This is a genomic window from Mesorhizobium helmanticense (assembly GCF_003034915.1).
GTDB classification, from domain to species: Bacteria; Pseudomonadota; Alphaproteobacteria; order Rhizobiales; family Rhizobiaceae; genus Mesorhizobium; species Mesorhizobium helmanticense.
The window spans coordinates 115,636-137,450 of the sequence record NZ_PZJX01000003.1; the positions used below are offsets into that span (position 1 = coordinate 115,636).

The window sequence follows — 21,815 nt, forward strand, 5'->3', positions numbered from 1 at the left end:
TTTCTCATGGAAGGGAATTTTTATGAACAAGAACGAACTGGTGTCCGCTGTCGCCGATGCCGCGAGTATTTCGAAGGGTGACGCGCAGTCGGCGGTCGATGCGGTGTTTTCCGTGATCACCGGCGAACTGAAGAAGGGCGGCGATGTCCGGCTTGTCGGCTTCGGAAATTTCACCGTGTCAAAACGCGCTGCGTCGACCGGCCGCAACCCGCAGACCGGCGCCGAAGTGAAGATTCCGGCGCGCACCGTGCCGAAGTTTTCGGCCGGCAAGGGTCTCAAGGACGCGGTCAATTAAGACCACTTTTTCTTTCTTCAGAGATCAGAAAAGCCGGGCTCGCCCGGCTTTTCTTTGCATTCTTTTGATGGGACCGGCTTTCAACTCGTCGGCGCGTCGGCGCGCATCAGCCCTCCCTGCTTGAGATCGGCCCAGAGTGCCTTGGGCAGCTTGGCGTCGAGCAGCGAGCGGTTGCTTTCGACTTCGCTCGGCCGCTGGCCGCCGGGGATCACCGACACGACCGAAGGGTGCAGCAGCGGAAATTGCAGTGCCGCCTCGATCAGCCGCACGCCATGGCGCTTGCAGACGGCCTCGATGCGCGTGACGCGCTCGAGTATGTCCTGCGGCGCTTCGGAATAGTTGTAGAAGGCGCCGGGCTTCGGCCCGCTCGCCAGGATGCCTGAATTGTACGGGCCGCCGAGAACGATGCCGATGCCGCGCTTCTGGCAGAGCGGCAGGAAGGATTGCAGCGCCTCCTGCTCCAGCAGCGTATAGCGCCCGGCGAGCAGGAACAGGTCGAAGTCGCCGCGCTCGGCCAGCGTCTGGGCGACCGGCCATTCGTTGATGCCGCCGCCGAACGCCTTGATCACGCCCTGGTCGCGCAGCGAAAGCAGCCCGTAATAGCCCGAGCGCATGAACTCCTCGATGCGCTGGTCGGAGGCCTCCTTGCTGCCATGGGTGAAGATGTCGACGTCATGCACGAACAGGATGTCGATGCGGTCGACGCCGAGACGTTCCAGCGAGGCTTCGAAGGAGCGCATGACTCCGTCATAGCTGTAGTCGTAGACCTCGCGGCGCGACGGCGTGTCGAAGAACTTGCCGATGCCGGTGCGTTGCTCGGGCGGGCAGGCGCGCATGATGCGCCCGACCTTGCTCGACAGCACATAGTCGTCGCGCTTTTTCCAGCGCAGGAATGGATTGAGCCGCGTTTCCGACAGGCCGAGCCCGTAGAGCGGCGCGGTGTCGTAGTAGCGGCAGCCGACCTTCCACGCGGCCTCCAGCGTGGCGTTGGCGTCCTCATCGGAAACGGCGCGGTAGAGATTGCCGAGCGGCGCCGTGCCGAAGCCGAGCTCCGTGAAGTCGATGCCGCCATTGCCGATGCGGTCGAAATGCCGTGTCTTCATGTTCCGCCGTTCCCTGGAATGATTTGTCTGACATGACACTATCACGCCCGTGGCACAGCAAAAGCGCGCAGCGCTGTTGGATACGGATTTTCGCGGTGATAGCATGAATGAAAACAAGCTGTTCGGGGAAGATGTGATCAGTCAATCCAGACCTTTTTCGGCCTTCGCCAGACTGCCGGAACCGTTATGACCGGTGCCGGCACTGATCTGTTCGCGATCGCGCTGGACGAGCTTGGCAATGTGCTGGCGCGAGTGGACGAAAGCAGCATCGACGCCGCCTGCGCCATGCTCGCTGACGCTAACAGGATCGCCGTCTATGGCTGCGGCCGCGAGGCTTTGCAGGTCAAGGGCTTCGCCATGCGGCTCTACCATCTCGGCCTGCCGGTTTCGGTGGTCGGTGACATGACAACGCCGCCATTGGGGCAGGGCGATGTCTTTCTGGCGAGCTCTGGTCCAGGAGAGACCTCGACTGTACTCACGCTGATGCGGGTGGCGCAGGATGCCGGCGCGACGGTCGTGTTGCTCACCGCTCAGGCAGATGCCAGCGCGGCAAAACTTGCCGACTTCACCCTGCTCATTCCGGCGCAGACCATGGCCGACGATCAGGGTCCGGAAAAGACATCCGTGCTGCCGATGGGCTCGGTCTTCGAAGGCGCGTTGTTCCTGCTGTTCGAGGTGATGGTGCTGAAGCTCAGGACCATCACCGGCATGGCGCCCGAAGCGATGCGCGCCCGTCACACCAATATGGAATAGATCATGCGCTACGAGCTGATGCTGCCGCACCAGATCCGCAAGGCGATCGCCGAGAACTGGCCGGTCGCCCTGCCGCTCGGCGTGCTCGAATACCACGGCGAGCACATGGCCGTCGGCATGGACACGCTTGCCGTCGTCAAGACGCTGGAGCTGTTCGAGAAGGAAGCCGACATCGTCATCCTGCCACCCTTTTATTACGGCGCCGCGAGCTATGCAGTGGCGCCGCCTGAAGGCAACGGCTCGGTGCAGGTCGGCGGCAACGCGCTGGCGCCGTTCGCGGAGGAATTGTTCTACAGCCTGTTGCGCATCGGCTTTCGCAACGTCCATGCCATCATCCACCACCAGACTGAGAATTTCGCCGCCGGCATGCCGACCGATCTCGCCTTCAAGAGTGCCGGCCGGCAAGCGATCTTCCGCTTCCTTGAAAAGGAGCGCGGCGAGGGCTGGTGGGGGGCGCAGGCGATGGCCGACTACTATGCCGGGCATGCCGCGGGTGAAAATTTCTTCAACTGGGTACAGGTGCATCCGCTGATGCCGGCCACGATGAACGGCCAGTATCCGTTCGACCATGCCGGCATCGGTGAGACGTCGCTGATGCTGGCGCTATGCCCGGAAGCGGTGAACGCCGGCCATTTCGCCGACAATACGGGCTGGTACACGGCGAGCGCGCCGGAAGCCTCGGCGGAACTTGGGCAAAAGGGCGTTGCGATGATCCTCGAGAATTTGCGCACAATACTGTCACGCTAACGGAGCGCTATGCTCCCTTCGCCTACTTCACCGCTCCCGCCGTCATGCCCATGATCAGATAGCGTTCCAGCGCGATGCCGATGACGGCGAGCGGCGTGATGGCGGCGGTGGCGAGCGCCGCCATCGACCACCAGTTGATGCCTTGCGAGCCGGTCTGGCTCGCCACCATGACGGGAATGGTCTTGGCGTCGGTCGAGGTCAGCAGCGCGGCGAAGAAATACTCGTTCCAGCACAGCACCATCGCCAGGATGAAGGCGGCAACCATGCCGGGCAGCGCGATCGGCATGACGATGCGGAAGAAGGCGCCCCAGATCGACAGGCCGTCGACAAGGGCTGCCTCCTCGAGCTCGACCGGGATCGAGTTGAACTGGTCGCGCATGATCCAGATGACGATCGGCAGCACCATCAGCGTGTAGAGCAGGATCAGCCCGATGCGCGTATCGAGCAGGCCGACTTCCCGGTAGAGCACGAGAAAGGGCAGCGCCAGAACCACCGGCGGCAGGATCAACTGCGACAGGAAGAAGAAGGAGATGTCCTCGTTCTTGAACCAGGCGAAGTGATAGCGATAGCGGGTCAGCCCGTAGGCGGCGAGGCTGCCGATGACGATGGCGAGGCTCGACGCGCCGACCGAAGTGATGACCGAATTCATGAAGCGCTTGAGGAATTCCTCGCGCACCGTCGAGGTCTGGAAGATCGAATCCGGCGACAGGCCGAGCGAGCGCCAGCCCTTCCAGTCCGGCTTGAAGTCGACAAAGGGAATGAGATGGCCCTGGGTGACGTCGACCGCGGTCTTGAACGAGGTGGTAATCGTCCAGTAGATCGGGAACAGGCAGATGAACGCCCAGAAGATAAGCGCGCCGTAGATGAAGACGCGGTTGGCCAAGAAGCTCGCCGGCGAGCGGATTTCGGAGGCGCTGTAGTCGGTTGTCTGAACGCTCATAACCTGGCTCTAATTGACGTTGCGCACGAAGCGGCTGGCGAATTTCAGCAGCCACGTCACGAACACGACGATGATGATGAGATAGGCCATCGCCAGCATGGTGCCGTAGCCGACATTCGAGCGGTCGCGGTACTCGCGATAGATGAAGCTCGATACCGAATCGGTCGCACCGCCCGGGCCGCCCGAGGTGACGGTGATGATGATGTCGGCAAGCTTCAGCTTGAAGATGATGCGCAGGATCACCGCCGTCACCGACACCGGCAGCATCAGCGGGAAGGTGACCTGCCAGAAGGTCTGCCATGGAGTGGCGCCGTCGACGCGCGCGGCCTCCAGCACCTCGCGCGACATCGCCTGCAGGCCGGCGAGCAGCATGATCATCATGAACGGAATGAAGGTCCAGGCGTCGAGCACCATGATCGAGATGCGAGCGGTGATCGGGTTGGAGAAGAAAGCCGGGTTTTCCCAGCCGAGATGGCGCGCCAGCGTCGCGGCCGGGCCGAAGCGGTATTCCATCAGCGACTTGCCGATCATCCACGACACCGCCACCGGTGACAGCATCAAGGGCATCAGGAAGACGACGCGGAAGAATTTTCGCGCCCGGATCTGCGCGTTGAGCAGCAGAGCGAGGCCGAAGGCGATGACATATTCTACAAACACGGCGAGCACATAGAGCACCATGTTGAACAGCGCGTTGCGATAGTAAGGGTCGCCGAGCATCTGCCAGAAATTGTCGAGCCCGTTGAACTTGCGGCCGGAGAAGGAAGATAGGTTCCAGTCGGTCAGCGCGATGTAGAAGCCGAACAGCGTCGGAAAGATCACCATGGCGATGGTGAACAGCAGCGCCGGCAACAGGAACAACGCGCGTTGGCCGTCCTCGCCGCGCGTCAGCACCTGGCCGACGCCGAGCGCCACGCCCCACAATATGTAAGCATAGACGACCGGTCGCCAGGTCTCGAAGCCGATCGTGCCGACCTCGCTCTTGTAAAGGATCTGAACCAGGATCGTTGCCAGGAGGCCAAGTGTCGCCGCGGCCATCAGGGCCCAACCGAGGCGCTTGCGGCCAGGCGGGATCAGATCGGTGGGAACGGAATTTGCCGGCCACGCATTCGTGGTCGAAGTCTGGTCAGCCACGCCTCTCGCCTCTTTTGCACAAATGACCAGCCGGAGACCGGTCACGATACGGCCCGGCGACAGGAGCCGCCGGGCCGCGATCTTATCATAGCTGCTGGCTACATGCCGAGCGAGGCCTTGTAGAGCTTGACCTGGTTGTCGCGGCCGATCTGGTCGGTCAGCTTCTCCCAGGCGGCGGCAATCGCATCGGCGCCTTCCTGCGCCTTCATCTTGCCGGCGAAGGTGTTGGCCAGGATGTCCTCGGCGGCGCTGTAATACTGGAAGATGCCGGGGATGCGCGGTTCGATCGCCGCGTTCGGATGGTTGTAGCTGTCGGCTTCCGACTTGAGATACGAGGTGATGAATGCCTCGTCGTAACCGGCCGCCACCCATTCGGGAATGTCGAAATGGGAGTTGCGGTAGGGCTGGAAGCCGGACGGATACATCGCGGTCCAGATCGAAAGGTCCTTGCCGCCGAGATGGGCGGCGGCGGACCATGCCGCCTTCTTCTTCTTTTCGTCGCTATCGACACGGGCCATGACATAGACACCCCAGCCGAGATAGGCGCAGTTCGGCGCATAGTTCGGGCCGCTGGCGAGCTTGTCCCACTGGCCGGTCTTGGAATTATAGACATCGTCCGAGCCCGGCAGGATCGAGAAGCCGGTGACGTCGCCGACGACCGAGGAGTCGTTGGTCTTGACGTTGGAGCCGACATCGCCCCACCAGGTGACCATCGAACCGGTGCCGGCCAGGAACTGCTGGAAGGCTGTGGTGTTCGGATCGGCGTTGATCTGGTCGGCCGGTTCCGACGGCAGCGCGTCGATGACGTCCTGGATCGCCCGTACCCAGGCCGGATTGTTGACGCGCGGCTTCATCGTGTCGGCGTCGAACAGCCAAGCCTTGTCGTCGGGATGCTTGGCATAGGCGCTGGCGCGGCTGCCGAGGAAGTAGAAGCCGAAACCGCCCCAGGCCTTGGGCGCGTCGAGATAGCCAAAGACGTCCTGGCCCTGGAACTGCTTGCCCTTGAGGAACTTGGTTACCGCCTGGACTTCCTGCCAGGTCTTCGGCACGCCCCATTCCCCTGCGCCGCCGCCGTCCTTCCAGGCCTTGGCGAGGTCGGCATCGGCGAAGACGTCGGTGCGGTAATTGAAGTTGTGCGCATCGCCGTCGACGGTAATGCGGTACTGCTTGCCGTCCCAGGTGCCGACCGGCGGCTGCAGATAGGCCACGACATCCTTCATGTCGATCTGGTCCTTGACCCAGTCCGGCATTTCGGAGGTCAGGCCCTTGCCGCAGACGTCGCCCTCGAATGGCGCGCCCATCTCGATGATGTCGAAATCGACGGTGCCGGTGGCGATCGACTGCTGCAAGCGGGCATTGTAGTCGGCCTGCGCCAGGTCGATCCAGCTGATCTTGGCGCCGGTATAGGCCTCCCACGGCTTCAGGAAGCCACGGAACAGCACATTGTGCAGGTTCTGGTTGTTAAGGCCCATGAAGGTGAGTTCGACGCCGGCGAATTCGCCTTCCTTGACGTTGGCCTTGGTCGCTTCCAGGCAGAGCTCGCCGACCTTCTGGAAGTCCGCATCGGTCGGCTGACCCTTGCCGACGCCGGGAATTTGCAGGATTTGCGCACGCAACTCGCTGGCTGCGGAAGCCGGGCGCGTCAGCGCGCCGAGCCCGGCGCCGGATGCCGCGGCGATCGCGGCCATGGAGGCCGCGCCCTTGAGGACGTCACGACGGGTAGCGCCCGCACGCACCAATTTTTCGTAAAGACCGACTCTCATCTACCATTCCTCCCAGAACAACAGTGGTGATTTGATATGCCAATCTGTCGGACGCCGGAACGCCGACGGTTCTCCTTGATCAAACGGGGACGTGGGACCCCACCCTGCGTCGCCTCGATTTCCGATTTTCGGACGGATGACCGGCAGTCGGATTGGCATTTGCCACTATTCTCGCAACCAGGTGCCGTGTCAACGAGCATGGGTTTTTTATCTATAAGAGACCGACTTGCCCTTGCCGTTCGCGTTGGTTAGCTTCACGGCAATTAAAGGGCCGGTGGGTCCAAAACCAAGGGGAGAGAATGGCTCAAGTCGCGATCAGCAATGTGGCCAAGGCGTTCGGAACCGTCAAGGTCCTGCACGATGTCAGCGTCGACATTCCCGACGGACAGTTCGTGGTGCTGGTTGGCCCTTCCGGATGCGGCAAGTCCACCTTGCTCAGGATGGTCGCGGGGCTGGAGACCATTTCCGGCGGCACGATCGCCATCGGCGAGCGTGTCGTCAACCATCTGCCGCCGGCCAAGCGCGACATCGCCATGGTGTTCCAGAACTACGCGCTTTATCCGCACAAGACGGTCGAGCAGAACATGGCCTTCGCGCTCAAGCTGCGCAAAACCGATCCGGCGGTGATCGCTGAACGGGTCAAGCGCGCCGCCGATATCCTCGACCTCAACCCTTATCTGAAACGTTATCCGCGCCAGCTTTCGGGCGGGCAGCGCCAGCGCGTCGCCATGGGCCGCGCCATCGTGCGCAACCCGCAAGTGTTCCTGTTCGACGAGCCGCTCTCCAATCTCGACGCCAAGCTGCGCGTCCAGATGCGCACCGAGATCAAGGAACTGCACCAGCGGCTGAAGACCACCACCATCTATGTCACGCACGACCAGATCGAGGCCATGACCATGGCCGACAAGATCGTGGTGATGCGCGACGGCCGCATCGAACAGGTCGGCGCGCCGCTGGAACTGTTCGACCGACCGGCCAATCTGTTCGTTGCCGGCTTCATAGGCTCGCCATCGATGAACCTGCTCAAGGGCGTGGTGCGCAAAGGCGACAAGCCCATCGTCGAAATATCCGGAACGCCGTTCCCGATATCAGCGAAAAACACCGTCGAGGACGGCCGTAATGTCGTCTACGGCGTGCGGCCCGAACATCTCGAGATCCACCCGGACGGTGTGCCCGCCAAGATTTCGGTGGTCGAGCCGACCGGTTCCGAAACGCTGGTCTTCCTGCGCTTCGGCGAAGGCGAGATGGTGGCGCTGTTTCGCGAGCGCCACGACTTCAAGCCGGGCGACACGCTGCACCTCAAACCCCGGCTTGACCAGGTCCATCTCTTCGATGCAGAGACCGGCCGCCGTATCTGACTTCACATGAAAAGCCCGTTCGGGAGGACTGCCATGCTCAAAGGGATCAACCCGCTGCTCAATGCCGACGTGCTCCAGGCGCTGAGGGCAATGGGGCATGGCGACGATTTGATCATCGTCGACACAAATTTCCCGTCCGATTCGACCGCGCGCCAGACAGTGCTCGGCAAGCTGCTGCGCATCGACGCGCCGGCGGCCGACGTCGTCAAGGCGGTGCTGTCGCTCTATCCGCTCGACACATTCGTCGACGATGCGGCCGCCCGCATGGAGATCGTCGGCAAGCCGGACGAGATTCCTCCCGTGCAGAAGGAAGTGCAAAGAGAGATCGATGCGGCGGAAGGCCAGGCCTGGCCGATGATCCCGGTCGAGCGCTATGCCTTCTACGAACGCGCCAAGCAGGCCTACTGCGTCATCCAGACCGGCGAGCGCCGCTTCTACGGTTGCTTCGCTTTCCGCAAGGGCGTCGTGCCGCCGGACGCGGAGTAGGCGCATGGCGTCCGGCAAGCCCGTCGTCATATTGGGCGTCTTCGTCGCCGACACCGCCTATCGCGCGGCCCGGCAACCGCGCATGGGCGAGACGATCCTTGGCACGTCCTTCACGCTCGGCCCTGGCGGCAAGGGCTCGAACCAGGCGGTCGCGGCCGGCCGGCTCGGCGCCGACATCACCTTCCTCACGCGCCTCGGCCTCGATCCGTTTGCCGATATGGCGAGGCAGACATGGAAGCAGGCCGGTGTCAAAAGCGCCGTCATCGACACACCGGAGAGCTACACCGGTGCAGCCTATATCTTCGTCGAGGAGGCGAGCGGCAACAATGCCATCATCGTCAGCCCGGGCGCCGCCATGCTGATTTCGCCTGCCGATATCGAGGCTCATGCCGGCCTGATCGGATCGGCTGGCGTCTTCGTCACCCAGCTCGAACAGCCGGTCGAGGCGGCGCTGCGGGCGCTGGAGATCGCGCGCGGGGCAGGGGTGACGACCATCCTCAACCCGGCGCCGGCCGCAAGCCTGCCCGAGCGCATCTACACACTTTGCGACTACATCACGCCGAACGAGACCGAAGCCGAGGAACTGACCGGCATCAAGGTTTCCACCATCGGCGATGCCCGGCGCGCCGCCGACAGCCTGCTCGGCAAGGGCGTCGGCGCGGTGATCATCACGCTTGGCGAAAAAGGCGCGCTGCTGCATGACGCCAGCCGCTCCGACCATGTTCCCGTGGTCAATGCCGGCCCGGTGGTCGAGACGACGGGGGCGGGCGATGCCTTCAATGGCGGCCTGGCGGCGGCACTCGCCAAAGGCGTGGAGCCGCTGCAGGCGGTCCGCTTCGCCTGCGCCGTCGCCGGCATTTCGGTGACGCGGCCCGGCACCGCGCCGTCGATGCCGTCACTGCAAGAGGTCGAGGCGCTGCTCGCCGATTAGCACTGTCGCACCGGATGAGGCGATCTAGCCGCGAGCGCTGGACAATTCCCGGACTTCTGCCCGCAGCGCCTGTATCTCCGCGAGGATGGTGGCCTGATCGCTGTGCAGCGTTGCCCTGTCGGCCGACTCCACCGCTTCATGCTCGGCCTCCATCGCAGAAACGATCACGCCGATGAACAGATTGAGCACGGTGAAAGAGGTCGCAATGATGAACGGGATGAAGAACAGCCAGGCGGTCGGATAGACCTCCATGACCGGGCGCACCACGCCGTCCGACCAGCCTTCGAGGGTCATGACCTGGAAAAGCGTGAACAGCGATTGCGGTATGCCGCCGAACAGTTCGGGAAAGGACGAGCCGTAGAGCTTCGTCGCCATCACCGCAAAGACATAGAACACCAGCCCGAGCAACAGCATGATCGAGCCCATGCCGGGCAGAGCGGTGATGAAGCCGGTGACGACACGGCGCAGCGACGGAACGATGCTGATCAGCCGCAGGACCCGCAGGATGCGCAACGCCCGCAGTACGGAGAGCGAACCGGTCGCGGGAATAAGCGCGAATCCGACGACGAAGAGGTCGAAGATGCGCCATGGATCGCGGAAGAAATGCGTCCTGTAAACGACCAACCGGACTGCGAGTTCGAGCACGAAGACGCCGAGGATCACGCGGTCGATGGCCGTCAGAAGCGGACCAAAGGCAGCAATCGCGTCGGACGAGGTTTCGAGGCCGAGCGTGACCGCGTTGATGAGAATCAGGACCATGATCGCAAGGTCGAAGCGGCGCGATTCGATGAGCGATTTCAAAGCGTCCAAGGCCTTTTCTCCGGCAGAGCATCGGACCCAAAAGTGGGAACCGGTTTTGGGAAAATCCGATGCTCGAACAAAAATAGGGCGGCGGCACGGTTCGACTTGAGAGCCCGCCGCTCCAATACGTTCGAGGCTGAAATACATATGACCGGCTTGCGACGCAACGAATACAAAAAGTCGAAACTCTCAGAAAACTGAAAGTCGAAACTTTTTGTATGAAGGAAACCTAGGCCATTCAAAAGAATGGCGCGAGTGACGGGGCTCGAACCCGCGACCTCCGGCGTGACAGGCCGGCACTCTAACCAACTGAGCTACACCCGCGCATTTAACGAGCACGTGTCAGCCGTGTTCGTCGTTGGGCCGCTGGATAAGGGGTAAGCCAGCGGGTGTCAAGCGGAGCGCGACAGCATAACAGCAAACAGGAGAAGGTTTTTTGACAGGGCGAACTTTGTCGCCGAAACCGGCTTGCGGTTGGGGCATTGCCCGCTCATTTGGCCTTGCGAAGCCGGTCATGACCGCTTAAAGGTCCGCGCCGGAGCGGGCGATTAGCTCAGTTGGTAGAGCGCTTCGTTTACACCGAAGATGTCGGCGGTTCGAGCCCGTCATCGCCCACCATTCAAGCCATTCATTGTGCAGCATTTTATAGTGCGCGTTTCAGCTGGCCGCTGTCTTAGAGTGGGGAAGCGTCCCGCACATTCTGGCGCGCCCGCCAGTGGGTGGCTGGCCACGCTTTGCGTGCCATCCTGTGGGCTTTGCGTGCCATTCCCATGGAGCGGCCTGACTCGTTCTTCCCGAAATCCTGAAGAGAAGCATCATGCCTTTGAGGGATTTCAGAGATTAAAATGCAAGATAGCTTTCGCGCGCGGGAGAACGGGTGCGATTGCGATCATGAAAACAAGCAACCAACAAACTCCCGCTCTGCAAGCGGTGATGAAAGAGGCCAAGCGCGCAATCAAACCGCTTATCTGGTTCAGCGCCGGCATCAACGTACTGATGCTCACCAGCTCGCTCTACATGCTCCAAGTCTACCACCGCGTGCTGTCCAGCCACAGCGTGGAAACGTTGGTAGCGTTGTCGTTAATGGCCGGCGCGGCCATCCTGACAATGGCCGGGCTCGAAGTGGTACGCGCCCGCCTGCTATCAACCGTCGGCGCGTGGATGAACTCGAGGCTGGCCCCAGTCCTGTTGGCCGCGTCGGTAGAGCAGGCGGCCGCCGCACCGGGTCAAGGTACCGCGCGATCTCTCCGCGATCTCGATCAAGTGCGGAGTTTCTTCACCAGCCCGAGCATCTACCCGATCCTCGACGCACCGTGGGCACCAATCTTCTTCATCGCCATCTTCTTGATGCACCCGTGGCTCGGTTGGTTGGCACTGGCCGGCGGGTCTGTGTTGTTTGCGCTGGCATTGCTCAACGAAGTCGCAACCCGCAAGCCTTTGATGGAGGCCGGTAACGCACAGGCACGGATTTTCACCCAAGCTGAGGCGGCAGTCCGCAACGCCGAAGTCGTCCAGGCCATGGGTATGCTGCGGCCATTGCTCGACCGTTGGCAAGAGCAGCAAGATGAAGCGAGCGCCGGACAAGCCACCGCCGGCAACCGCGCCAGCGCCATCGCTTCTGTCGCCCGTTTCTGGCGGATGGCCTTGCAAATGGCAGTTCTCGGCCTCGGCTCTTATCTGGTGTTGCAGAACGAGGCCTCTCCCGGCGTCATGATCGCATCCTCAATCTTGATGGGTCGCGCGTTGGCCCCGGTGGAGCAAGCAATCAGCACATGGAAAGCGACACTCGGGGCACGTAGCGCCTACAAGCGTCTCACAGCGTTCGTCGGCCAGCGACCCGAGGCCAAGGCGGTATTGTCGTTGCCACGCCCACAAGGAAAGTTTGAGGCAGAGAGTATCATCCTCGCCCGGCAGGGTGGCGGCGAACATGTTTTGAAAGGAGTGAGTTTCCAACTCAAGCCCGGTGAAGTGATGGCACTAATCGGCCCGAGCGCATCCGGTAAGACAAGTCTGGCACGTGTGCTCGTCGGCGCTTGGCGCCCATCAGCCGGTCGCGCTTTGCTCGACGGTATGGACGTCGCCGAGTGGGCCGCCGAAGACCGTGGTCGGCACGTCGGGTATTTGCCGCAGGATATCGAGTTGTTCGCCGGCACAATCGCCGAGAATATCGCTCGCTTCACGAAGCTCGGCCCCGCAGTCTTCAACAGCGTAGTCAGGGCCGCGCAACTGGCGGGCGTTCACGAATTGATCAAAGGCCTGCCGAAAGGTTACGAAACTCAAGTCGGTGAGTCAGGCGCATCGTTATCAGGCGGACAGCGCCAACGAATCGGGTTGGCGCGGGCACTCTACGGCGACCCGACACTCATCATCTTGGACGAACCGAACTCCAACCTCGACCGTGAGGGCGAAGACGCCCTGATAGCCGTCATTGGCGCAGTCAAGGCAACGGGCGCTACAATTGTCCTGATCGCACACCGCCCGGGTATTATGGAGAAAGTCGACAAGGTGCTGGTCCTCAACGGGGGTAGACAAGAATTATTCGGGGCGCGTGACACAGTCTTCAACGAACTCACCGCCCGCGCCAGGAGAGTGGCCCAACTGCCCAACACCAATCACGTCACGGCGGTCACGTCATGACCCGCAAAACTCGGGAGACAAAGATATGAACATCGTCTCTTTCCCCGTGCCACTTCCACCCACGCTGAAATTGCAACCGCTCCGTCTCAGAGCCGTCACGTACACCGGTTTCTCGATCATGTTCCTGTTCTTCGGCGTCGCCGGCGGGTGGGCGGCCTTGGCACCGCTCGACAGCGCCGCAGTGACGATCGGGGTGGTCAAGGTGGACGGTGACCGCAAACTCGTCCAGCACCTCGAAGGCGGCATTATCGTCGAACTGGACGCCGTCAACGGCGATATTGTCAAGAGGGGCAAAGTACTCATCCGCCTCGACAACACGCAAGCCAAGGCTCAACTCGACTCGATCCAAAACAAAATCGCCACACGCGAGGCACTTGTCGCCCGTCTACGGGCCGAACGCGACGGTAAGGACACAATCGAGTTCGATCAAGAATTGCTCGACAACCCGGACCCGGCCGTCAAGGACGCGGTAGCCACCCAACGTGACGTCTTCAACGCGAAGCACCGTAACCTGCAAGACGAAAAGGCGATCCTCGACGAACGCCGTCGACAGACGGCCGAGCAAATCATCGGACTGCAGCAGCTCATCGCCACTGAGGCCAAACAGATCGCGGCATTCGAGAATGAGAACAAAGACCTCGAGACGTTGCTCAGCAAGGGGCTCACCACCCGCGAACGAAGCTTGGCCCTCACCCAGCAACAACGAGAGACCGAGGGAGAACGCGCCACTAATGTTGCGTTGATCGCGCGCGCCCGCAGCTCTATCGCCGAAGTCGACATGCAAATCCTCAACTTAACAACTCAACAATTGAACGAGTCAGTTGACGAATTGAGCAAGGTCGAGGCGGAGCTGTTCGACTTCCGACAGCAAGCGCGCGCGGCTGGGGATATTCTCAAGCGCACCGACATCACCGCCCCCGTCGACGGAATCGTGATGGACGTGAAAGTTCACACGGCGGGCGGTGTGGTGAAACCCGGGGACACGCTGATGACCGTCGTGCCGCTCGGCCAGAAGCTGGTCATCGAAACCATGATCAAGCCCGAAGACGTCGAGACGATCGCCCCCGGCCAGACTGCGTATGTAAGCTTCCCGGCCTTCGCCAAATACAACCTGCCGCAGCTCGACGGAGTCGTGGAAACGGTGTCGGCCGACCGATTGGTGGACGAGCGCACCAACGCTCCTTACTTCTCCGCGACAGTGGTAATCAACAAGAGCGAACTAGCTAAACTCGACGGTCGCAAACTGCTGCCTGGTATGTCGAGCGAGGCCATGATCAAGACCGGTACCCGCACTGTCCTGGCTTATCTCGCCGAACCGCTCACGCAGAACATCCGTCGCTCCTTGCGCGAGAAATAGTGTAAACTAGTGTAAAAACATCTGTAATCGAGCGCGTATCCTTCTCGCAACAAGGGAGGACTTAAGATTAAGTATGCTTGTATATACCATAACTCACATGTCTATACCACGCCATAGAGCTATAACGTGCACAATTGTGTGCACAGTAGGGAGGTTAATACCATGACTAAAAAGCCAGTATTGGTTTCGGTCGGCCCGGATTTCTCGCTTTCGGCGGCAAGCGTCGACCTGAACCTGCGCGCCCGCACAGTCCAATTCGAAGAGAACGTCCCGCCGAGTGCGACAGTCACCGACGAGGCCGCTTATTTCGCCGGCGGGACCGCGGTGACGACAGATTTCACCTACACCGGTGTCTACACCGGTTCGGCTTTCTCGGACCGAATGATCGGTGACGATCTCGGCAACCGCTTTGACGGCGGCGCGGGGAACGATTTCCTGCGCGGCGGCGCCGGTGTCGATATTCTCTCCGGTGATGACGGCAACGACTTTATCACCGGCGGGGTTGGGGACGACCGTCTCTACGGCGGGCTCGGCAATGACATCATCAACGGCGGAGACGGCAACGACGGCCTCTCCGGCGATCTCGGCGATGACACCCTCAACGGTGGGGCCGGCAACGACAGTATCACCGGCGGCGACGGCAACGACATCATAAACGGTGGGGCCGGAGATGACTCTATCCGCGCCATGGGCATTGACAACGGAGCCCACGCTTCCCCCGGTTTTGACATTGTCAACGGCGGCGACGGTAACGACAGCATCGCCGCGGGTCGCGGCAGCGGCATCTTCAACGGCGACGCAGGCAATGACACCATCCGAGGCAGCGAGGGCAACGACATCATCAACGGCGGAGACGGCAACGACACCCTCTACGGCGATCGCGACGGCTTTAACAGCAACAGCATCGACACCATTCACGGTGGGGCCGGTGATGACATAATCTACGGTGACTCCATGGTGCTGCCATCCGGCAGGGATAATATCCTTTACGGCGACGCCGGTAGCGACACCATCACCGGTTACCTCGGGAACGACACCATCAACGGCGGGGCCGGTGACGACTTTGTCACCGGCGGTGGGGGCAACGACACCATCGACGGAGGTGCTGATAACGACACACTCCGAGGTGGGATCGACAGTGACGTGATTCACGGCGGCACCGGGAACGACCTCATCTACGGCGGTAGCGGTATCAGCCAGAGCAACGGTCACGACAACACTCCTGGCGACACGAACGACGCGCTCTACGGCGGTGCCGGCAACGACGAGATGTACGGTAACGCCGGCGACGATTATCTCGAGGGTGGCGCCGGCAACGATCGTCTCTTCGGCGACGACGCCGCTACCTCCATCATTGGCGGCAATGACACCATCCACGGCGGCGCCGGCGACGACCTGGTAGAGGGTAGCGGCGGCATCAACACCCTGTACGGCGACGCCGGGAATGACCTCATATTGGGTGGAGACCAGAACGACACCATCTACGGCGGTAGGGGTGCTGACATTATCCTCGCCAGCACAGGTGCGGACTGGATGTCGGCGAACAACGGTATCACTACCGGGGACGGCGCCCGAGATACCTTCGTCTTCTTCTCGGGTCACTCATCGGCGAGCGTGCAGGACACCATCCAGGGGTTCAAGCATGGCGAGGATATAATCGATCTACAGGAATCGCAGCACGTCGCATTGATCCTCAACGACGCTCCCGGCAGTAGCGGAACTTTCGTTTCGGCTGACGCAGCTCTCGACTATCTTAACGCCCACAGCATATCCGCTGAAGGAGCAGTGGTGAAGGTTGACACCGGTAGCAGCGGGCTCATTGTCGGCTTCAGCGACGCCGCCGGCACAATTGACCTCAACGTGTCAGTAGGTGAGACGGCGGCGGCTCAAATGACCCAATCAGACTTCCTCTTCTAACCAAGACGAGGGGCGGCGGACAAAGTCGCCCCTCACAATATAATGAGACACACGGAATGCGGACACGGTGCGCCGGTTCGAGGTGTTACCGGCCGCAATGGCGGCCGTTCATCGTTGTTGCCGAATGAGTCGGCCTGCCGCCGCGTCAATGACGAAGCGCACGATATGTCGTGATCAGTCGCCCTTTGTCAGCAGCCTCACAGACGCGGCGCAGATCGGCGCGGATGTTGTCGGAGTTCAACAATTCGGCCGCTTCCGGATAGCCCTCTGCCAGCAACATGGCGACGACCTCTGCTGGACAGCTATGGACGCCGCTCTCGGCCAGTACATGAGCCCGCCGATAAATGTGATCGGTTCTGATTTCGTCAGCCATTTTCCAACCCTCCGTCCGTTGGCGTGCCGACAACAACCTTTGAGGGGGTCTTTGGTTCCGCGCAACCTGGGAGTGCGGCGGTTTCGTCGCCGGTGCTGAGACCGATCAGGGCAAGGTCAGCATGATCGCCGGCTTGCTGGCGGAAGAGAAAGCCCTCGCCGAAAATCGAGGATCACGGCGGCAGCAGCCGAAAATCCTTGCCTTCAGGCAGCAACTGCCCGCCATCGACGACGATGGTCGTGCCGGTGATGTAGCTGGCATCGTCCGAGGCGAGGAACAGGAAGGCGTTGGCCACTTCACGGGGGCTGCCGAGCCGGCCGAGTGGAATGGAGTCTTCCATATTCTTGATATAGGCCGCGCCGCGATGCATCTGGATCGCTTCGGTCAGGATGTTGCCGGGTTCGACGCCGTTGACCGTGATGCCGTAGCCGGAGAATTCCAACGCCGCCGAGCGGATGAAGCCGTTGATGCCGGCCTTGGTCGCGGCGTAGTGGCCATGACCGGGGCTGGTGACGTGCGGGCCGGTGATGGACGAGGTGTAGAGCATGCGCCCGAAACGCTGCGCCTTCATCGGCACGAGCGATGCACGGGTGGCATTGAAGGTGCCGCGCAGATTGACGGCCATGACCCTGTCCCAGTCGTCCGGGCTGGTGTTCTCGATGAGCTGCCAGGGATAGATGCCGGCATTCTGGACCAGGATGTCGAGCCGGCCGTGACGGTCGAGCGCCAGCGCCACGGCGGCTTCCGCATCGGCCATCTGCGAGATGTCGGTGCGGATGAAGGCGGCGCCGATCTCGTCCGCGGCCGCTTGCCCCGCCTCGATCTCGGTGTCGGCCAGCACCAGCCTGGCGCCTTCCTCGGCAAAACGCAGGGCGGTTGCCTTGCCGATGCCGCGGGCCGCGCCGATAACCAGCGCCACCTTTCCGTCAAGTCGCCCTCTCATGCCAGTCCCCCCTCTCATGCCAGTCTTTGCCGGATGGTCTGCTTGAAAGCGTCGAGCAGCACGGCGGCAAGCACCAGCAGGCCGTGGATCACCTGGGTGAAATTGGCCGGCAGACCCATCAGGTTGATCGCCGTGTTGATGGCCGACAGCAAAAGCACGCCGGCATAGACGCCGGGCAGGGTGCCGACGCCACCCTTGAGGCTGACACCGCCGATGACGACGGCGGCAAAGGCGTTGAACAGCAGGCCGACGCCAAGGTTGGCGGTGGCGCCGGAGGTGCGGATCGCCAGCAGCCAGCCGGCAAGGCCGGCGATGGCGCCGGCGAGGATGAACGCAATAACCAGGTTGCGGTTGACGCGGATGCCTGCACGGAAGGTCGCGGTCTCATTGCCGCCGATCATGACGAGGTGCCTGCCGAACGGCGTCTTGGCCATGATCAGCGAGAAGACGACGAAACAGGCGATGGCGATCCAGGCGGTGAGCGGCAGGCCAAGCAGGCGCTGGATGCCGAACCAGCGGATCGCCGGCGCCAGATCCTGCGCCGAGCGGCCGCCGGAAATGACCAGCACGAGGCCGCGCACCCAGATATAGGACGCCAGCGTTATGATGAAGGCGCTCATCTTCACCTTCACGACGAGATAGCCATTGAAGGCGCCGATAGTCCCGCCGACGATCAGAGCTATGAGCAGCGATACCGGGACCATCAGCCATTCGGGATGCAGTTGAATGCCGAGGCCGATACCCGCCGAGCAGAACAGGATGCCGACCGCCATGGCGCTGAGCGCAGCGACCGATTCGACCGACAGGTCCATGTGCCCGGCGATGATGACCAGCGCCAGGCCGATCGACATCACGCCAAGCACGCTCGACGCCTCGATGATGTTGGCGAATATACCGAGCTGGAAATAGTTCGGAATGAAGATGGAGAAGACCACCAGCACGAAGACCAGCATGAACCAGACGAGATTGTCGAGGATGAACTCGAGGACTTGGCGTGTGCGGGGATTCATGGGGCCGATCCGGTTGGCGCTCGGGTTCAAGGTGATGCAATGTCCCACGCCCGTCCTAACGGACGCGCGGCGCTTTGGAGGGCGCTCCGGGCCGTGAGGCCCGGAGCGCTACGAAGTTGTTATTCGACCGGCTTCACCGTATCCGATGGCGGCTTCAGATTGCCCCAGAAGGCCGGATTGTCGACGTTTTCCTTGGTGATGGCGGCGCCCGGGATCTTGATGTTGGGTCCCCAGGCTTCCTTGGTCACGGTCGACTTCAGGCCGAGCACTTCGTACTCTCCCGGCTTGATCTCCTGCTTGTTGATGATCTTGTCCATGAACATGGCGACCGCCGCGGCCTGCGCGTAGAGCGGCTGCTCGACTTCGACGTTGAGCCAGCCCTTGCGGATCAGGTCGAGGCCGACCGGCGCGCCGTTCGAACTCATCATCATGACATCGCCCGGTTTCTTGCCGGCTGCCTCGAGCGAGGCGACGGCGGCGACCGAGAGATGCGCGGCGTGGCTGAAGATCAGGTCGATATCAGGGTTGGCGAGCAGTTGGTCGTTGACGATGGTCCCGGCTGCATCCGCCGCCCATTGCATGGCCGGCAGCGAAATGATCTTGACGTCCGGGAACGCCTTCATCTTCTCCTCGAAACCCTTCTGGATGTCGAGCGTGTAGGGGTCGCCGGGATCGCCGAGCACCTGCAGGATTTTGCCCTTCACCGAGCCGTTCTTGGCGGTCAGCAGTTTCTCGGCCTGGTCGGCGGCGACGTAGCCGATTTCGACGGTTCCGGCCACCGAGGTGAAGTCGGAAGGGGTGGAGGTGATCTGGCGGTCGAATTCGACCACCGGGATGCCGGCGGCGCGGGCGGCTTCGATGGACGGTTTCAACGCATTGAAATCGACGGCGGCGAGAATGATCGCCGACGGCTTCAGCGCGATGACGTCGTTCATCTGCGATTGCTGGGCGTCGGTCTTGTTGTCGGCGTTCAGCGTCTTCATCTCATAGCCGGTCTGCTTCAGGAAGAGTTCCAGCGCGCTCACCGAGCCGGTCTGGAACTCATCAAGCAGTGTCGGCACCATGTAGTAGACGGTACCCTTGGACTGGGCGAATGCCGGCATGAGCGTGGCAAAGGCCAGTGCCAGGATACCGAAGACGGAAAGAAGTACTTTCTTCATGTCGTTCGCTCCTCTTGCGCCGGACCCCTCATTTGTCCCTCAGCCAGCCGGTCCGGCACCGGCAAGCGTCTCACCGGTGATCATGTTGATCACCGCGTCGGGACTTGTTTTATTGCGTGCGACATCGCCCGCCACGACGCCTTGCCGGATCACCACGATCCGGTCGGCGACCTGGAAGGCCTGCTGCATGATATGGGTGATGATGACGACGCCGATGCCCTGGCTCGCCACCTGGCGGATCATGTCGAGGCCGCGCCGCGTCTGCTCGACGCCAAGTGCTGCGAATGGCTCGTCGAGAAGCACGAGCTTGCCGCCAAAATGCACGAAGCGGTTGAGTTCGATGGCTTGCCGCTGGCCGCCCGAAAGATGCTCGACATTGGTGCGCAGCGAAGGGATGCGGGTTCCGGCGCTGGCCAGCGCCTTTTGCACGACCTGCTCCATGGCGCGTTCGTCGAGCACGGGAACACCGAGGACCTTCCTGGTGATCTCGCGGCCCATGAAGAAATTGGCCACCACGTCGACATTGGTGCAGAGCGACAGGTCCTGGTAGACGGTTTCGATCCCCGCGGCCTTGGCCTCGGCGGGAGATTTGGCCAGGAATTCCCGTCCCTCGAACAGCATGCGGCCGGAAGTCGGCTCCAGGCCGCCGGCTATGATCTTGACCAGTGTCGACTTGCCGGCGCCGTTGTCGCCCAGAAGCGCCACGACCTCGCCCTTGCCGATCGAGAAACTGATGCCTTTCAGCGCTTCGATGGCGCCATAGTTCTTGGCGACATTGTCGAGCACCAGCAGAGGTTCGCTCATCAGGCCGCCATCCCCTTGCCTTGCAGGAGGTCCCGTCCGCGCTCGCGCTCGGCGGTGAACATCTGGCCGAAGCGCGGCGAGAGCACCCCGGAAACGGCAAGTGCGGCGGCGCCGCGCAACACCGCATGTTGCCCGCCGCGCCCGACGATGATGCGGGGGCTGGTGCGGTCCCTTCGGGCCGAGACCGAGTTGGGGAGCTGCGTTGCCGAGCCGGCCAGCCTTTCAAGCAAATCGGTGGACGCAAGTCCGCCCAGGATGACGGTTTCGGGATCGAACAGGTTCTCGACGACGGCGATGGCGTTGCGGAAGACCGGGCCGACATCGGTAACCCAGTCGGCGTCGCTGCCGGCCCAGCGTCCCCGCGCTTCGAGCGAAAGATAGCGTTCGAGGCAGCCTCGGTTGCCGCAGGGACAGGCCTCGCCGCCCGGGACGACAGGAATGTGGCCGATCTCGCCGGCATTTCCCCAGGCGCCGCGCAATGCGCTTCCGTCATGCACCATGACGCCGCCAAGACCGACGCCGAAATAGAGATAGTAGTATTCGGAATATCCCGTCCCGAGGCCATAGAGGCGCTCGCCCATTGCCGCGGCGACCATGTCTGTCTCGAAAAAGGCCGGCAATCCCGTCGACTCCGCCAGCCGTTCCCGGAGCGCCACGTCCTTCCAGCCGGCCATTGTCGTCGGCCCGACAAAGCTCATGGATTCCACCCCGAACGGGCCGGGCAACGCCATGCCGATGCCCAGAACACGGCCGCCGGGGCGCAAGCCGGTCAAATCGTTCACCATCGCCCCGATCAGGTCGAAGGCAAGATCGGGCGTGGCATTCGGCGCTTCACGGTGCGCGCTCTCGATCACGTCGCCGCTGAGATTGGTCAGGGCCGCGTCGATCCCGAGGGGGGTGATGTGGATGCCGACGGCGTAGCCGCCTTCCGGATTGATCCTGAGCGTTGCCGGAGGCAGGCCGCGTCCCCGCGGCTCCTCGCGCACGGACAGGACATAGCCGTGCTCCTCCAGTTCGCGAACGATGGTTGAAACCGTCTGGACGGTGAGCCCGACCCGCCTTGCAATGTCGCCGCGGGCGATGGGACCATGCAGGCGGATGGACTCGAGTACGATGCGCCTGTTGTAAGGCCGCCCGAATTCCTGATTGGTCCCCCGCAGTGCCATGCCTTGCGTTCCCTAGGAGAACGCAGGTTCGCACCAAAGATTTATTCAGTCAAATGGAATTCAAAAATAAGATGACTGTTGCTCGTGCCGGCGCTTCGAGCCGTCGGCAACCTGCCTCCGACACGGAATAGTCGCTCGCG

General features: G+C 62.1%; 20 protein-coding genes and 2 tRNA genes. 10 read left to right on the forward strand and 12 right to left on the reverse strand.

The window, feature by feature from the left end:
• Window positions 1-22 precede the first annotated feature (22 nt).
• On the forward strand, window positions 23-295 hold the full coding sequence (locus tag C9427_RS01240) for an HU family DNA-binding protein (RefSeq protein ID WP_006201846.1): 273 nt from the start codon (window positions 23-25) through the stop codon (window positions 293-295).
• Between the two features lie 80 nt (window positions 296-375).
• Here the strand turns inward: C9427_RS01240 and C9427_RS01245 are convergent, their stop codons facing one another.
• Window positions 376-1,398, reverse strand: coding sequence for an aldo/keto reductase (locus tag C9427_RS01245; protein WP_107647414.1), 1,023 nt, complete (start codon window positions 1,396-1,398; stop codon window positions 376-378).
• A gap of 186 nt (window positions 1,399-1,584) precedes the next feature.
• Here C9427_RS01245 and hxlB point away from each other — a divergent pair, with 186 nt between their 5' ends.
• Together hxlB and C9427_RS01255 are read left to right on the forward strand one after the other, a co-directional pair.
• Entirely contained in the window at window positions 1,585-2,151 is a 567-nt protein-coding gene (gene hxlB, locus C9427_RS01250) for a 6-phospho-3-hexuloisomerase (protein WP_107647415.1), read from the forward strand.
• Window positions 2,152-2,154: 3 nt separating this feature from the next.
• Entirely contained in the window at window positions 2,155-2,898 is a 744-nt protein-coding gene (locus C9427_RS01255) for a creatininase family protein (RefSeq protein ID WP_107647416.1), read from the forward strand.
• A 22-nt stretch (window positions 2,899-2,920) separates the two neighbouring features.
• Here the strand turns inward: C9427_RS01255 and C9427_RS01260 are convergent, their stop codons facing one another.
• The 3 genes from C9427_RS01260 to C9427_RS01270 form a co-directional block, all read right to left on the reverse strand.
• Window positions 2,921-3,838: a carbohydrate ABC transporter permease gene (locus tag C9427_RS01260; protein WP_107647417.1), complete on the reverse strand. Its 918-nt coding sequence runs from the start codon at window positions 3,836-3,838 to the stop codon at window positions 2,921-2,923.
• Between the two features lie 9 nt (window positions 3,839-3,847).
• Window positions 3,848-4,969: a carbohydrate ABC transporter permease gene (locus tag C9427_RS01265; protein WP_107647418.1), complete on the reverse strand. Its 1,122-nt coding sequence runs from the start codon at window positions 4,967-4,969 to the stop codon at window positions 3,848-3,850.
• 98 nt (window positions 4,970-5,067) lie between these two features.
• The gene (locus C9427_RS01270) at window positions 5,068-6,732 is read right to left on the reverse strand and encodes an ABC transporter substrate-binding protein (RefSeq protein WP_107647419.1); all 1,665 of its coding nucleotides are present in this window, start codon (window positions 6,730-6,732) and stop codon (window positions 5,068-5,070) included.
• Between the two features lie 299 nt (window positions 6,733-7,031).
• Between C9427_RS01270 and C9427_RS01275 the strand changes: the two genes are divergently transcribed.
• Genes C9427_RS01275 through rbsK form a run of 3 tightly spaced genes read left to right on the forward strand, consistent with a single transcriptional unit; the run spans window position 7,032 to window position 9,507 of the window.
• Window positions 7,032-8,090 (forward strand): ABC transporter ATP-binding protein, encoded by a 1,059-nt coding sequence (locus C9427_RS01275; protein ID WP_107647420.1) that lies wholly within the window; start codon window positions 7,032-7,034, stop codon window positions 8,088-8,090.
• Window positions 8,091-8,123: 33 nt separating this feature from the next.
• The gene (locus C9427_RS01280; protein ID WP_107647421.1) at window positions 8,124-8,576 is read left to right on the forward strand and encodes an RbsD/FucU family protein; all 453 of its coding nucleotides are present in this window, start codon (window positions 8,124-8,126) and stop codon (window positions 8,574-8,576) included.
• Window positions 8,577-8,580: 4 nt separating this feature from the next.
• Window positions 8,581-9,507 carry a ribokinase gene (gene rbsK, locus C9427_RS01285; RefSeq protein ID WP_107647422.1) on the forward strand — a complete coding sequence of 309 codons (927 nt, stop codon included), beginning with the start codon at window positions 8,581-8,583 and terminating at the stop codon, window positions 9,505-9,507.
• Window positions 9,508-9,531: 24 nt separating this feature from the next.
• Here the strand turns inward: rbsK and C9427_RS01290 are convergent, their stop codons facing one another.
• Window positions 9,532-10,317, reverse strand: a complete 786-nt coding sequence (locus C9427_RS01290; RefSeq protein WP_107647423.1) for an ion transporter — start codon at window positions 10,315-10,317, stop codon at window positions 9,532-9,534.
• Window positions 10,318-10,555: 238 nt separating this feature from the next.
• A tRNA-Asp gene (locus tag C9427_RS01295) sits at window positions 10,556-10,632 on the reverse strand.
• Window positions 10,633-10,850: 218 nt separating this feature from the next.
• Between C9427_RS01295 and C9427_RS01300 the strand changes: the two genes are divergently transcribed.
• The 4 genes from C9427_RS01300 to C9427_RS01315 all read left to right on the forward strand — a co-directional run bounded on the left by C9427_RS01300 (window position 10,851) and on the right by C9427_RS01315 (window position 16,219).
• Window positions 10,851-10,926: transfer RNA gene (locus C9427_RS01300), tRNA-Val, on the forward strand.
• A 273-nt stretch (window positions 10,927-11,199) separates the two neighbouring features.
• Complete coding sequence (locus C9427_RS01305) at window positions 11,200-12,945, forward strand: type I secretion system permease/ATPase (RefSeq protein WP_107647424.1); 1,746 nt, start codon at window positions 11,200-11,202, stop codon at window positions 12,943-12,945.
• Window positions 12,946-12,970: 25 nt separating this feature from the next.
• Window positions 12,971-14,302 carry an HlyD family type I secretion periplasmic adaptor subunit gene (locus tag C9427_RS01310; protein WP_107647425.1) on the forward strand — a complete coding sequence of 444 codons (1,332 nt, stop codon included), beginning with the start codon at window positions 12,971-12,973 and terminating at the stop codon, window positions 14,300-14,302.
• Between the two features lie 162 nt (window positions 14,303-14,464).
• Window positions 14,465-16,219, forward strand: coding sequence for a calcium-binding protein (locus tag C9427_RS01315; protein WP_107647426.1), 1,755 nt, complete (start codon window positions 14,465-14,467; stop codon window positions 16,217-16,219).
• Between the two features lie 145 nt (window positions 16,220-16,364).
• On the opposite strand, the gene C9427_RS01320 is transcribed toward C9427_RS01315, so the two are convergent.
• The 6 genes from C9427_RS01320 to C9427_RS01345 form a co-directional block, all read right to left on the reverse strand.
• Window positions 16,365-16,592, reverse strand: coding sequence for a hypothetical protein (locus C9427_RS01320; RefSeq protein WP_107647427.1), 228 nt, complete (start codon window positions 16,590-16,592; stop codon window positions 16,365-16,367).
• A gap of 172 nt (window positions 16,593-16,764) precedes the next feature.
• On the reverse strand, window positions 16,765-17,535 hold the full coding sequence (locus C9427_RS01325; protein WP_107647428.1) for an SDR family oxidoreductase: 771 nt from the start codon (window positions 17,533-17,535) through the stop codon (window positions 16,765-16,767).
• 14 nt (window positions 17,536-17,549) lie between these two features.
• Window positions 17,550-18,545 carry an ABC transporter permease gene (locus C9427_RS01330; protein ID WP_107647554.1) on the reverse strand — a complete coding sequence of 332 codons (996 nt, stop codon included), beginning with the start codon at window positions 18,543-18,545 and terminating at the stop codon, window positions 17,550-17,552.
• Between the two features lie 119 nt (window positions 18,546-18,664).
• On the reverse strand, window positions 18,665-19,705 hold the full coding sequence (locus C9427_RS01335) for a sugar ABC transporter substrate-binding protein (protein ID WP_107647429.1): 1,041 nt from the start codon (window positions 19,703-19,705) through the stop codon (window positions 18,665-18,667).
• Window positions 19,706-19,744: 39 nt separating this feature from the next.
• Window positions 19,745-20,509, reverse strand: a complete 765-nt coding sequence (locus C9427_RS01340; RefSeq protein WP_107647430.1) for an ATP-binding cassette domain-containing protein — start codon at window positions 20,507-20,509, stop codon at window positions 19,745-19,747.
• Window positions 20,509-21,675, reverse strand: a complete 1,167-nt coding sequence (locus tag C9427_RS01345; RefSeq protein ID WP_107647431.1) for an ROK family transcriptional regulator — start codon at window positions 21,673-21,675, stop codon at window positions 20,509-20,511. The genes C9427_RS01340 and C9427_RS01345 overlap by 1 nt, the downstream gene beginning before the upstream one ends.
• Window positions 21,676-21,815 lie beyond the last annotated feature (140 nt).

What these genes read in the sequence shown, in the direction of transcription:
- C9427_RS01240 (WP_006201846.1), top strand. Translation starts at nt 23, where the DNA reads ATGAACAAGAACGAACTGGTGTCCGCTGTCGCCGATGCCGCGAGTATT.
- C9427_RS01245 (WP_107647414.1), bottom strand. Translation starts at nt 1,398, where the DNA reads ATGAAGACACGGCATTTCGACCGCATCGGCAATGGCGGCATCGACTTC.
- hxlB (WP_107647415.1), top strand. Translation starts at nt 1,585, where the DNA reads ATGACCGGTGCCGGCACTGATCTGTTCGCGATCGCGCTGGACGAGCTT.
- C9427_RS01255 (WP_107647416.1), top strand. Translation starts at nt 2,155, where the DNA reads ATGCGCTACGAGCTGATGCTGCCGCACCAGATCCGCAAGGCGATCGCC.
- C9427_RS01260 (WP_107647417.1), bottom strand. Translation starts at nt 3,838, where the DNA reads ATGAGCGTTCAGACAACCGACTACAGCGCCTCCGAAATCCGCTCGCCG.
- C9427_RS01270 (WP_107647419.1), bottom strand. Translation starts at nt 6,732, where the DNA reads ATGAGAGTCGGTCTTTACGAAAAATTGGTGCGTGCGGGCGCTACCCGT.
- C9427_RS01275 (WP_107647420.1), top strand. Translation starts at nt 7,032, where the DNA reads ATGGCTCAAGTCGCGATCAGCAATGTGGCCAAGGCGTTCGGAACCGTC.
- C9427_RS01280 (WP_107647421.1), top strand. Translation starts at nt 8,124, where the DNA reads ATGCTCAAAGGGATCAACCCGCTGCTCAATGCCGACGTGCTCCAGGCG.
- rbsK (WP_107647422.1), top strand. Translation starts at nt 8,581, where the DNA reads ATGGCGTCCGGCAAGCCCGTCGTCATATTGGGCGTCTTCGTCGCCGAC.
- C9427_RS01305 (WP_107647424.1), top strand. Translation starts at nt 11,200, where the DNA reads ATGAAAACAAGCAACCAACAAACTCCCGCTCTGCAAGCGGTGATGAAA.
- C9427_RS01310 (WP_107647425.1), top strand. Translation starts at nt 12,971, where the DNA reads ATGAACATCGTCTCTTTCCCCGTGCCACTTCCACCCACGCTGAAATTG.
- C9427_RS01315 (WP_107647426.1), top strand. Translation starts at nt 14,465, where the DNA reads ATGACTAAAAAGCCAGTATTGGTTTCGGTCGGCCCGGATTTCTCGCTT.
- C9427_RS01320 (WP_107647427.1), bottom strand. Translation starts at nt 16,592, where the DNA reads ATGGCTGACGAAATCAGAACCGATCACATTTATCGGCGGGCTCATGTA.
- C9427_RS01325 (WP_107647428.1), bottom strand. Translation starts at nt 17,535, where the DNA reads ATGAGAGGGCGACTTGACGGAAAGGTGGCGCTGGTTATCGGCGCGGCC.
- C9427_RS01330 (WP_107647554.1), bottom strand. Translation starts at nt 18,545, where the DNA reads ATGAATCCCCGCACACGCCAAGTCCTCGAGTTCATCCTCGACAATCTC.
- C9427_RS01335 (WP_107647429.1), bottom strand. Translation starts at nt 19,705, where the DNA reads ATGAAGAAAGTACTTCTTTCCGTCTTCGGTATCCTGGCACTGGCCTTT.
- C9427_RS01340 (WP_107647430.1), bottom strand. Translation starts at nt 20,509, where the DNA reads ATGAGCGAACCTCTGCTGGTGCTCGACAATGTCGCCAAGAACTATGGC.
- C9427_RS01345 (WP_107647431.1), bottom strand. Translation starts at nt 21,675, where the DNA reads ATGGCACTGCGGGGGACCAATCAGGAATTCGGGCGGCCTTACAACAGG.